General features: G+C 51.9%; 8 protein-coding genes and 1 pseudogene. All 9 read right to left on the reverse strand.

The features are described from left to right. Positions 1-212 precede the first annotated feature (212 nt). Positions 213-4,436 (reverse strand): DNA-directed RNA polymerase subunit beta', encoded by a 4,224-nt coding sequence (gene rpoC / locus ACJHYD_RS23460; RefSeq protein WP_000653944.1) that lies wholly within the window; start codon positions 4,434-4,436, stop codon positions 213-215. A gap of 76 nt (positions 4,437-4,512) precedes the next feature. Continuing rightward, complete coding sequence (gene rpoB, locus ACJHYD_RS23465) at positions 4,513-8,541, reverse strand: DNA-directed RNA polymerase subunit beta (protein WP_000263098.1); 4,029 nt, start codon at positions 8,539-8,541, stop codon at positions 4,513-4,515. 319 nt (positions 8,542-8,860) lie between these two features. After that, positions 8,861-9,226 (reverse strand): 50S ribosomal protein L7/L12, encoded by a 366-nt coding sequence (rplL, locus tag ACJHYD_RS23470; RefSeq protein WP_000028878.1) that lies wholly within the window; start codon positions 9,224-9,226, stop codon positions 8,861-8,863. A gap of 66 nt (positions 9,227-9,292) precedes the next feature. After that, positions 9,293-9,790 (reverse strand): 50S ribosomal protein L10, encoded by a 498-nt coding sequence (rplJ, locus tag ACJHYD_RS23475; protein ID WP_001207201.1) that lies wholly within the window; start codon positions 9,788-9,790, stop codon positions 9,293-9,295. 412 nt (positions 9,791-10,202) lie between these two features. Continuing rightward, positions 10,203-10,907, reverse strand: coding sequence for a 50S ribosomal protein L1 (gene rplA, locus ACJHYD_RS23480; protein ID WP_001096684.1), 705 nt, complete (start codon positions 10,905-10,907; stop codon positions 10,203-10,205). Positions 10,908-10,910: 3 nt separating this feature from the next. Continuing rightward, complete coding sequence (gene rplK, locus ACJHYD_RS23485) at positions 10,911-11,339, reverse strand: 50S ribosomal protein L11 (RefSeq protein WP_001085926.1); 429 nt, start codon at positions 11,337-11,339, stop codon at positions 10,911-10,913. A 158-nt stretch (positions 11,340-11,497) separates the two neighbouring features. Further along, positions 11,498-12,043: a transcription termination/antitermination protein NusG gene (gene nusG / locus ACJHYD_RS23490; RefSeq protein ID WP_001287516.1), complete on the reverse strand. Its 546-nt coding sequence runs from the start codon at positions 12,041-12,043 to the stop codon at positions 11,498-11,500. A 1-nt stretch (position 12,044) separates the two neighbouring features. After that, positions 12,045-12,428, reverse strand: a complete 384-nt coding sequence (gene secE / locus ACJHYD_RS23495) for a preprotein translocase subunit SecE (protein WP_001275702.1) — start codon at positions 12,426-12,428, stop codon at positions 12,045-12,047. A 229-nt stretch (positions 12,429-12,657) separates the two neighbouring features. Continuing rightward, positions 12,658-12,787, reverse strand: a pseudogene (tuf, locus tag ACJHYD_RS23500) (elongation factor Tu); the annotation flags it as partial.

Here is a 12,787-nt window from a genome sequence, read left to right on the forward strand (position 1 = left end):
TATCGTTCCTTAAGAAAGTCACACAGGAATAGTATCGAATTCTTGCCGAGCTTGACTCAATTAGTTCAGTCAGTTTCAGGATATTAGTCATCTCTACATTGATTATGAGTATCCAGAAATTCATTAAATATTCTGACAAATGCTCTTTCCCTAAACTACCCCCATAAAAAAACCCGCCGAAGCGGGTTTTTACGTTATTTGCGGATTAACGATTACTCGTTATCAGAACCGCCCAGACCTGCGTTCAGCAGTTCTGCCAGGCTGGCAGATGCGTCTTCTGCAGTCACCTGCGGTGCAGCCGGAGCTTCACCCGCAGCACGGCGACGCATACGATCCTGGTGGTACGCGTAACCAGTACCTGCCGGGATCAGACGACCCACGATAACGTTCTCTTTCAGGCCGCGCAGTTCGTCGCGTTTGCCCGCAACGGCTGCTTCGGTCAGCACGCGAGTGGTCTCCTGGAACGATGCCGCGGAGATGAAGGACTCGGTTGCCAGAGACGCTTTGGTGATACCCAGCAGATCGCGGGAGTAAGTTGCACCCACTTTGCCGTTCGCTTCCAGTTCGCGGTTTGCGATCTTGACGCGAGAGTATTCAACCTGTTCGCCTTCCAGGAAGTCGGAGCTGCCCGCGTTAACGATGGTAGCTTTACGCAGCATCTGACGAACGATAACTTCGATGTGTTTATCGTTAATCTTAACGCCCTGCAGACGGTATACGTCCTGTACTTCGTTAACGATGTAACGAGTAACAGCATGAACACCACGCAGACGCAGAATGTCGTGTGGCGCTTCCGGACCATCGGAAATTACGTCACCACGTTCTACACGTTCACCTTCGAACACGTTGAGCTGACGCCATTTTGGAATCATCTCTTCGTACGGATCGCTACCGTCTACCGGGGTGATAACCAGACGACGTTTACCTTTGGTTTCTTTACCGAAGGAAACGATACCGCTGATTTCAGCCAGGATTGCCGGCTCTTTCGGACGACGTGCTTCGAACAGATCCGCAACGCGCGGCAGACCACCGGTGATGTCCTTGGTACCGCCGGATTCCTGCGGAATACGCGCCAGGGTGTCACCAGAGCTGATCTGTACGCCATCTTCCAGCTGAACAATCGCTTTACCCGGCAGGAAGTACTGCGCAGGCATATCGGTACCAGGGATCAGAACGTCGTTACCCTGAGCATCAACGATTTTCAGTGCCGGACGCAGATCTTTACCACCTGCGGTACGTTCTGCGGAATCCAGAACCACCAGCGAAGACAGACCGGTCAGTTCGTCGGTCTGACGCGTAATGGTCTGGCCGTCGATCATGTCAGTAAAGCGTACAAAACCGCTTACTTCGGTGATAACCGGCATGGTGTGCGGGTCCCAGTTTGCAACGGTTTCGCCGCCAGCAACCTGTTCGCCATCGCCTTTCGCCAGTACCGCACCGTAAGGTACTTTGTAGCTTTCTTTGGTACGACCGAATTCGTCGATCAGTTTCAGTTCGGTGTTACGGGAAGTGATAACCAGTTTACCGCTGGAGTTCACAACCGACTTCACGTTGCTGAGCTTGATGCTACCTTTGTTTTTCACCTGGATGCTGGATTCAGCAGCCGCACGTGATGCCGCACCACCGATGTGGAACGTACGCATGGTCAGCTGTGTACCCGGTTCACCGATGGACTGTGCCGCGATAACACCGATTGCTTCACCTTTGTTAATGATGTGGCCACGCGCCAGGTCACGACCGTAGCAGTGCGCACATACACCAAAGTCGGTGTCACAAGATACAACAGAACGTACTTTAACCGCGTCGACAGAGTTTTCTTCCAGCAGGTCACACCACTGTTCGTGCAGCAGCGTGTTGCGCGGAACGAGGATATCAGCAGTACCCGGCTTCAGAACGTCTTCAGCAGTTACACGACCCAGTACGCGATCGCGCAGCGGCTCTTTAACGTCACCACCTTCGATAACCGGAGTCATCATGATACCTTCATGGGTACCACAATCGTCTTCGGTAACCACCAGGTCCTGCGCCACGTCAACCAGACGACGAGTCAGGTAACCGGAGTTCGCAGTTTTCAGTGCGGTATCCGCCAGACCTTTACGCGCACCGTGGGTGGAGATGAAGTACTGGAGTACGTTCAGACCTTCACGGAAGTTCGCGGTGATTGGCGTTTCGATGATGGAGCCATCCGGCTTCGCCATCAGACCACGCATACCTGCAAGCTGACGAATCTGTGCCGCAGAACCACGCGCACCGGAGTCGGCCATCATGTAGATGCTGTTGAAGGAAACCTGCTTCTCTTCCTGGCCGTCACGGTTAATAACGGTTTCAGTTTGCAGGTTATCCATCATCGCTTTGGATACACGATCGTTCGCCGCAGCCCAGATATCGATAACTTTGTTGTAGCGTTCGCCCGCAGTTACCAGACCAGACTGGAACTGCTCCTGAATTTCAGCAACTTCTGCTTCTGCCTCGGAGATGATTTCGTGTTTCTTCTCCGGGATGACCATGTCATCGATACCAACAGATGCACCAGAACGCGCTGCATAGGCGAAGCCGGTGTACATGATCTGGTCCGCAAAAATAACGGTCGGTTTCAGACCGAGAATGCGGTAGCAGGTGTTCAGCATTTTGGAGATTGCTTTTTTACCCAGCGCCTGGTTGACGATGGAGTAAGGCAGGCCTTTCGGTACAATCATCCACAGAATGGCACGGCCAACAGTCGTGTCTTTCAGGCTGGTTTTCGCTACTAATTCACCGTTAGCATCTTTTTCATACTCGGTGATACGCACTTTAACGCGCGCATGCAGAGAAGCCAGACCAGAGCGATACAGACGTTCTGCTTCTTTCGGGCCAGTCAGCACCATGCCTTCGCCTTTGGCGTTAACACAGTCACGGGTCATGTAGTACAGACCCAGTACAACGTCCTGAGACGGAACGATGATTGGTTCGCCGTTCGCCGGGGACAGGATGTTGTTGGTAGACATCATCAGCGCACGCGCTTCCAGCTGGGCTTCCAGCGTCAGCGGTACGTGAACAGCCATCTGGTCACCATCGAAGTCGGCGTTATATGCCGCACAAACCAGCGGGTGCAGCTGGATAGCTTTACCTTCGATCAGTACCGGTTCAAATGCCTGGATACCCAGACGGTGCAGAGTCGGTGCACGGTTCAGCAGTACCGGGTGTTCGCGGATAACTTCGTCCAGGATATCCCAAACGACAGCTTCTTCGCGCTCAACCATTTTCTTCGCAGCTTTAATGGTGGTAGCAAGACCACGCAGTTCCAGCTTGCCGTAGATGAACGGTTTGAACAGCTCCAGCGCCATTTTCTTCGGCAGACCGCACTGATGCAGACGCAGGTATGGACCTACGGTGATTACAGAACGACCGGAGTAGTCAACACGCTTACCGAGCAGGTTCTGACGGAAACGACCCTGTTTACCTTTGATCATATCGGCCAAAGATTTCAGAGGACGCTTGTTAGAACCGGTGATCGCACGACCGCGACGACCGTTATCCAGCAGGGCGTCTACCGCTTCCTGCAGCATACGTTTTTCGTTACGTACGATGATGTCCGGCGCAGCCAGATCCAGCAGACGTTTCAGACGGTTGTTACGGTTAATGACGCGACGATACAGATCGTTCAGGTCAGAAGTCGCGAAACGACCACCATCCAGCGGAACCAGCGGACGCAGATCTGGCGGCAGTACCGGCAGAACGGTCAAGATCATCCACTCTGGTTTGTTACCAGACTGAACGAACGCTTCCAGCAGTTTGATACGCTTGGTCAGCTTTTTACGCTTAGTTTCGGAGTTGGTTTCGTTCAGCTCTTCACGCAGCTGTTCGCACTCTTGCTCCAGATCCATGCTCTTCAGCAGGGCCTGGATTGCTTCCGCACCCATTTTCGCGTCGAATTCGTCACCGAACTCTTCCAGCGCGTCCAGATACTGCTCTTCAGTCAGGATCTGCTGGCGTTCCAGGTTGGTCATACCGCCTTCAATAACCACATAGGATTCGAAGTACAGTACGCGTTCGATATCGCGCAGCGGCATATCGAGCAGCAGGCCGATACGGGACGGCAGCGATTTCAGGAACCAGATGTGCGCAGTCGGGGAAGCCAGTTCGATGTGACCCATACGCTCACGGCGTACTTTAGTCTGGGTCACTTCAACGCCGCACTTCTCACAGATGACACCACGGTGTTTCAGGCGCTTGTACTTACCGCACAGGCACTCGTAATCTTTTACCGGCCCAAAGATACGGGCGCAGAAAAGGCCGTCACGTTCTGGTTTGAACGTACGGTAGTTGATGGTTTCCGGCTTTTTAACTTCACCGAAAGACCATGAACGGATCATGTCTGGCGAAGCCAGAGCAATTTTGATCGCATCAAACTCTTCGGTTTTAGTCTGCGCTTTCAGAAACTTTAATAAATCTTTCACGGATTTGCTCCCGTCGGAGTTAGCACAATCCGCTGCCGGGTTTTACCCCGACAGCAGTGACCTGTTTGAGCGAGAATTACTCGTCTTCCAGTTCGATGTTGATACCCAGCGAACGAATCTCTTTCAACAATACGTTGAAGGATTCTGGCATGCCCGGCTCCATCTGATGGTTGCCGTCCACGATGTTTTTATACATCTTAGTACGACCGTTCACGTCATCAGACTTAACGGTGAGCATTTCCTGCAGGGTGTATGCTGCGCCGTATGCTTCCAGCGCCCACACTTCCATCTCCCCGAAACGCTGACCACCGAACTGTGCCTTACCACCCAGCGGCTGCTGAGTAACCAGGCTGTAAGAACCGGTGGAACGCGCGTGCATCTTGTCGTCGACCAGGTGGTTCAGTTTCAGCATGTACATGTAACCAACGGTTACCGGACGTTCGAACTGTTCACCAGTGCGTCCGTCGTACAGGCGGATCTGACCAGAAGTCGGCAGGTCGCCAAGTTTCAGCAGCTCTTTAATTTCTGCTTCTTTCGCACCGTCGAACACCGGCGTTGCGATTGGCATACCTTTGCGCAGGTTTTCAGCCAGACGCATAACTTCTTCATCGCTGAAGGTACTCAGGTCAACTTTCTGACGAACGTCAGCGCCCAGATCGTACGCACGCTGGATGAATTCGCGCAGTTTCGCGACTTCTTGCTGCTGTTTCAGCATGGCGTTGATCTTGTCGCCGATACCTTTCGCAGCCATACCCAGGTGGGTTTCGAGGATCTGACCGATGTTCATACGAGACGGTACGCCCAGCGGGTTCAGTACGATGTCTACCGGCGTACCGTTTTCATCGTAAGGCATATCTTCGATCGGGTTGATCTTAGAAATTACACCCTTGTTACCGTGACGACCTGCCATCTTGTCACCAGGCTGGATACGGCGTTTAACCGCCAGATATACCTTAACAATCTTCAGCACGCCCGGTGCCAGATCGTCGCCCTGGGTGATTTTGCGGCGTTTCGCTTCGAGTTTCTTCTCGAACTCGTGTTTCAGTTCGTCATACTGCTCAGCCAGCTGTTCCAGCTGATTTTGTTTCTCTTCGTCGGTCAGGCCCAGCTCCAGCCAGCGATCGCGCGGCAGTTTGTCGAGCTTCTCAGCTTCAACGCCACCGGCTACCAGCACAGCACGGATACGGCTGAACAGACCCGCTTCGAGGATCTGCAGTTCTTCAGACAGGTCTTTCTTCGCCTGTTTGAGCTGCATTTCTTCGATTTCCAGCGCACGTTTGTCTTTTTCTACGCCATCGCGAGTAAAGACCTGAACGTCGATAACCGTACCGGATACACCGTTTGGTACGCGCAGAGAAGAGTCTTTAACGTCAGACGCTTTCTCACCGAAGATCGCACGCAGCAGTTTTTCTTCTGGGGTCAGCTGAGTTTCACCTTTCGGCGTTACCTTACCAACCAGAATGTCGCCACCGGTTACTTCCGCACCAATGTAAACGATACCGGATTCATCCAGTTTGGAGAGCGCAGCTTCACCCACGTTCGGGATGTCAGCGGTGATCTCTTCCGGCCCCAGCTTGGTGTCACGGGACACACACGCCAGTTCCTGAATGTGGATGGTGGTGAAACGGTCTTCCTGAACAACACGCTCGGATACGAGGATGGAGTCTTCGAAGTTGTAACCATTCCACGGCATGAACGCTACGCGCATGTTCTGACCCAGCGCCAGTTCACCGAGGTCGGTAGACGGACCATCTGCCAGCACGTCGCCACGTTCTACCGGTTCACCCAGAGACACACACGGCATCTGGTTGATACAGGTGTTCTGGTTAGAACGGGTGTATTTGGTCAGGTTATAGATGTCGATACCTGCTTCACCCGGATACATCTCGTCTTCGTTAACTTTGATAACGATACGGGAAGCATCCACGTACTGAACGACACCACCACGTTTAGCAACCGCAGTTACACCGGAGTCAACGGCAACAGCACGTTCCATACCAGTACCAACCAGCGGCTTATCAGCACGCAGAGTCGGAACGGCCTGACGTTGCATGTTCGCACCCATCAATGCACGGTTGGCGTCATCGTGTTCCAGGAACGGGATCAGGGACGCACCGACAGATACCACCTGCTGGGTGGATACGTCCATGTAGTCAACCTGGTCGCGGCTGAACAAGCTGGATTCGCCTTTGCTACGGCAAGTTACCAGGTCTTCTACGAAGTGGCCTTCTTCATCCAGGTTGGAGTTCGCCTGGGCGATAACGTAGTTGCCTTCTTCGATAGCAGACAGGTAGTGAATTTCGTCAGTTACAACACCGTCGGTCACTTTACGATACGGAGTCTCAAGGAAGCCGTATTCGTTAGTCTGTGCGTACACAGACAGAGAGTTGATCAGACCGATGTTCGGACCTTCAGGGGTTTCGATTGGACATACGCGACCGTAGTGAGTCGGGTGTACGTCTCGAACTTCGAAGCCTGCACGTTCACGGGTCAGACCACCTGGGCCGAGTGCGGAGATACGACGTTTGTGCGTAATCTCAGACAGCGGGTTGTTCTGGTCCATAAACTGAGACAGCTGGCTGGAACCGAAGAACTCTTTCACTGCTGCGGAAATCGGCTTGGCGTTGATCATATCCTGAGGCATCAGGGTATCCAGATCGCCCAGAGACAGACGCTCTTTCACCGCACGCTCTACACGTACCAGGCCAACGCGGAACTGGTTTTCCGCCATTTCGCCAACGGAACGGATACGACGGTTGCCGAGGTGGTCGATATCATCGACTTCGCCTTTACCGTTACGGATATCAATGAGCTTTTTCATAACATCAATGATGTCGTCTTTGCTCAGGATACCGGAACCTTCGATTTCTTCGCGCAGCAGAGAACGGTTGAACTTCATACGACCAACCGCAGACAGGTCATAGCGGTCTTCGGAGAAGAACAGGTTCTCGAACAGGCTTTCAGCTGCTTCACGAGTCGGCGGCTCGCCAGGGCGCATCATGCGGTAGATTTCTACCAGTGCGCTCAGACGGTCGTTAGTTGGGTCGACACGTAAGGTTTCAGAGATATACGGGCCGTGATCCAGGTCGTTGGTGAACAGCGTTTCGATACGCTTGTGACCAGACTGGCTCAGCTTAGCCAGCAGATCCAGGCTCAGCTCCATGTTCGCTGCGCAGATCAGCTCGCCGGTAGACTCATCAATATAGTCTTTAGCAACCACTTTACCTGCGATGTACTCAACCGGGACTTCGATCAGTTTGACGTCGTCTTTTTCCAGCTGGCGAATGTGGCGCGCAGTGATACGGCGGCCTTTTTCTACGTACACTTTACCGTTAGCTTCGATGTCAAAAGATGCGGTTTCACCACGCAGGCGTTCCGGCACCAGTTCCATCTGCAGCTTGTTATCACGGATTTCAAAGATAACTTTTTCAAAGAACAGGTCGAGGATCTGCTCTGTGGTGTAGTTCAGGGCACGCAGAATGATGGTCGCAGGCAGTTTACGGCGACGGTCAATACGTACGAACAGGTTGTCCTTCGGATCGAATTCGAAGTCCAGCCAGGAACCACGGTAAGGGATGATACGCGCGTTATACAGCACTTTACCCGAAGAGTGGGTTTTACCTTTGTCGGAGTCAAAGAAGACGCCCGGACTACGGTGCAGCTGGGAAACGATAACACGCTCAGTACCGTTGATAACAAAGGTACCGTTGTCTGTCATGAGCGGAATTTCGCCCATGTAGACTTCTTGTTCTTTAATGTCTTTTACGGTGCCTTCCGGCGCTTCGCGCTCATAGATCACCAGACGCAGTTTAACGCGCAGCGGTGCGGAATAGGTCACGCCACGGATTTGACATTCCTGGACGTCAAACACCGGTTCGCCAAGGCGGTAGCTGACGTATTGCAGCTCGGAATTACCGCTGTAGCTCTGAATCGGGAATACGGAACGGAAAGCAGCTTCCAGACCATACTGCCCTTCAGGATCTTGCTCGATAAATTTCTGAAACGAGTCAAGCTGGATAGAAAGGAGATAAGGTACATCCAGAACTTGTGGACGTTTACCAAAATCCTTACGAATACGTTTTTTCTCGGTATAGGAGTAAACCATAGGGTTCCTCAGCTCGCTGACAAGTCGACCCATCTGTCCATTGAGCGGACAGTTTGTGCAACACTATTTTGTTGACCGGAAAATGGAACACTTTCCGCAATGCCTGTTGCTATCACGCTTAAACCATTTCATTGCGATTTACACAGAACGGACGTCCTGTCGCAGTATATTAAGTCGTCGATAGAAACAAGCATTGAAAGGCACAGCAGTAGTCAAACAGTGTGAAACGCTACTGGCGCCTTACAGCGCAAAAAGGCTGGTGACTAAAAAGTCACCAGCCATCAGCCTGATTTCTCAGGCTGCAACCGGAAGGGTTGGCTTATTTAACTTCAACTTCAGCGCCAGCTTCTTCCAGAGCTTTTTTCAGTGCTTCTGCGTCGTCTTTGCTCACGCCTTCTTTCAGAGCAGCCGGTGCAGATTCTACCAGGTCTTTAGCTTCTTTCAGACCCAGGCCAGTTGCGCCACGTACTGCTTTGATAACAGCAACTTTGTTAGCGCCAGCAGCTTTCAGAATTACGTCGAATTCAGTTTTTTCTTCAGCAGCTTCAACCGGGCCAGCAGCTACAGCTACAGCAGCAGCAGCGGAAACACCGAATTTTTCTTCCATTGCAGAGATCAGTTCTACAACGTCCATTACAGACATAGCTGCAACTGCTTCAATGATTTGATCTTTAGTGATAGACATTTAAATTGTTCCTGAATATCAGAATAAGTTTATACGTAAGCGAATGCGTTAAAAAGATAACTGCGATTAAGCAGCTTCTTTCGCATCGCGTACAGCAGCCAGAGTACGAACCAGTTTGCCAGCCGAAGCTTCTTTCATGGTTGCCATCAGGCGTGCAATTGCTTCTTCGTAGGTCGGCAGAGTTGCCAGGCGGTCGATCTGAGACGCCGGGATCAGCTCACCTTCAAAGGCAGCGGCTTTGACCTCAAATTTTGCATTCGCTTTCGCGAACTCTTTGAACAGACGAGCAGCAGCGCCCGGGTGTTCCATAGAGTATGCAATCAGGGTCGGACCAACAAACGCGTCTTTCAGGCACTCGAACGGAGTACCTTCAACAGCACGGCGCAGCAGGGTGTTACGAACAACACGCATGTATACGCCAGCTTCGCGACCTGCTTTACGCAGTTCAGTCATTTTATCTACAGTTACGCCACGGGAATCCGCAACTACTGCAGACAGCGCGCCTTTGGCTACTTCGCTGACTTCAGCAACAATCGCTTGTTTGTCTTGAAGATTTAAAGCCATTAGCTTTGCTCCTGGATGTTTGCCAGAGAAAATCTCTGGAACTCACTTCACTCCTCCAAACGGAGAGAGCGTCTTAATTACGGTGAGCAGAAACAAGCCAGAATATAAAAGAATAATCTTAGCGTTCTGTCACCGTCTACGCAGGGGATTAAGTTTCTTGCGAAACTCCTGCGGTCTTCGACGGAGGCCTGGATAGGCCAGGCTCCAACGAACAAATCTTTTCTATCCGTCGCTATTCAGCTTGTGGCGGCGTTGGCTTCCTTCATTCGCACCAGTCACATAGTTAGCTATGCTCCTGGCGACTCACTCAGTTGCCGCCTTGCCACAACCCGAATATCTCGGATATACGTCTGCATTAAGCATTATACGTGGGGGTAAGATTGTAGACAAAATCACCGCCCACGTAAAGGCATTAGTTTACAGAAGCGCTCAGGCCAGCCTGGTCAACTGCAACACCTGCACCCATGGTGGTGGAGATGCTAACTTTCTTGATGTACACGCCTTTCGCCTGAGTCGGTTTTGCTTTTTTCAGCGCAACCAGCAGAGCTTCCAGGTTTTCTTTCAGTTTGTCAGCGTCAAAGTCCACTTTACCGATGGTGGTGTGGATGATGCCGTTTTTGTCGTTACGGTAACGAACCTGGCCAGCTTTAGCGTTTTTAACCGCTTCAGCAACGTTCGGCGTTACAGTACCCACTTTCGGGTTTGGCATCAGGCCGCGCGGACCCAGAACCTGGCCCAGCTGGCCAACAACGCGCATTGCATCCGGAGAAGCAATAACAACGTCAAAGTTCATTTCGCCTTTCTTGATCTGGTCAGCCAGATCTTCCATACCTACCAGTTCAGCACCTGCAGCTTTAGCAGCTTCAGCGTTTGCACCCTGGGTAAATACGGCTACGCGAACGGAACGGCCAGTACCGTGCGGCAGTACAGTTGCACCACGTACGTTCTGGTCAGATTTACGAGCGTCGATGCCGAGGTTAACAGCTACGTCCACGCTTTCTACGAATTTAGCAGTCGCCAGTTCTTTCAGCAGAGCGATAGCTTCGTTGATGTCGTACTGTTTGGTTGCATCAACTTTCTCGCGGATAACACGCATGCGCTTGGTCAGTTTAGCCATTTCTTAGTCCTCCACTACCAGGCCCATGGAACGTGCAGTACCTTCGATGGAGCGAGTCATCGCTTCAATGTCGGCACCAGTCATGTCGGCAGCTTTGGTCTGCGCGATTTCCTGCAGCTGAGCGCGGGAAATTTTACCCACTTTGTCTTTGTTCGGCTTACCGGAACCAGACTTGATACCAGCCGCTTTTTTCAGCAGAACTGCTGCCGGCGGAGTCTTGGTAACGAAAGTGAAAGAACGGTCAGCGTAAACGGTGATTACTACCGGAATCGGCAGACCTTTTTCGATGGAATCAGTTTTTGCGTTGAACGCTTTGCAGAATTCCATGATGTTTACGCCCTGCTGACCCAGAGCCGGACCTACTGGCGGACTCGGGTTAGCCATACCAGCTGCAACCTGCAGCTTGACATAGGCTTGTACTTTCTTAGCCATTATAAATTCCTCAAGTTGGGTAATAACGCCTCTGAGAGGCTCCCCGTGATATAAAAAATCGTTTTACGGGCAAGGCCCATAAAAACAAAAGGCGCGAAATTGTATTCCAATCTCGCGCCTTGTGCAACGATTAAATCGCCGCTTTTTTGATCGCTGGGTTAGGCTTTTTCAACCTGGCTGAAGTCCAGCTCTACCGGGGTCGCACGACCGAAGATAGAAACAGACACTTTCAGACGAGATTTCTCGTAATCCACTTCTTCAACAACACCGTTGAAGTCAGCGAACGGACCATCATTAACACGGACCATTTCACCCGGTTCAAACAGCGTTTTCGGACGCGGCTTATCACCAACCTGCTGCAGGCGGTTCATAATCGCATCGACTTCTTTATCGCTGATTGGTGCAGGACGATCGGAAGTACCGCCGATGAAGCCCATCACACGCGGTACGCTGCGCACCAGGTGCCAGCTCGCGTCGTTCATCACCATCTGAACGAGGACGTAGCCAGGGAAGAATTTACGTTCGCTTTTGCGACGCTGACCGCCACGGATTTCAACCACTTCTTCGGTTGGTACCATGACTTCACCAAACAAATCTTCCATGTTGTGTAATTTGATATGCTCACGCAGCGACGTTGCTACGCGGCCTTCAAAACCGGAAAACGCCTGAACGACGTACCAGCGCTTTTTAGGAGCTTCAGACATCTCAGAACCTCAGGCCAGTGATAAAGGATACCAGGCGAACCAGAATACCATCCAGTCCCCACAGGATCAGTGACATTACTGCGGTAACCGCAGCCACAATCAGCGTGGTGTGCAATGTTTCCTGGCGAGTCGGCCAAATGACCTTACGGACTTCGGTACGCGCTTCACGGGCAAAAGCAACGGTAGCTTTACCTTTTGTCGTTAACAGCGCGACACCACCCGCTGCAGCAATCAGAATTACTACGGCCAGCGCACGCAGCGGCAGCATAATGTCGCGATAAAGGTAGTTGCCGACAATCGCTACCAGGAGCAATGCCACCACAACGACCCACTTCATCGCTTCCAGGCCGCGCCCGCTTCCTTGAGCTTCGGTATTCGCACTCATAAACCAACCTGTCAGAAGTATTCTACAAACATTTTCACCCCGCGATCGCGAGGCAAACCAAATCGAAACGCGTATTAGCTTTTCGGATTATACGCCCTCAACAGAGCCTGTCTCAGCAATGATTATGACAAAGAAAATCACTGATGAGCCAGGTTCTGGTACGAAAGCGTGCAAAAAGGGCATCAAATGATGCCCTTTTAGTGCGCATTGCGTCAAATGTTATCGGCAATTAGCTCAGAACTTTTGCTACAACGCCCGCGCCAACGGTACGGCCGCCTTCACGGATTGCGAAACGCAGACCGTCGTCCATCGCGATCGGGTGGATCAGGGTAACAACCATTTTGATGTTGTCGCCCGGC

The organism is Escherichia sp. WS1368 (genome assembly GCF_046487485.1).
Taxonomy (GTDB): Bacteria; Pseudomonadota; Gammaproteobacteria; order Enterobacterales; family Enterobacteriaceae; genus Escherichia; species Escherichia coli.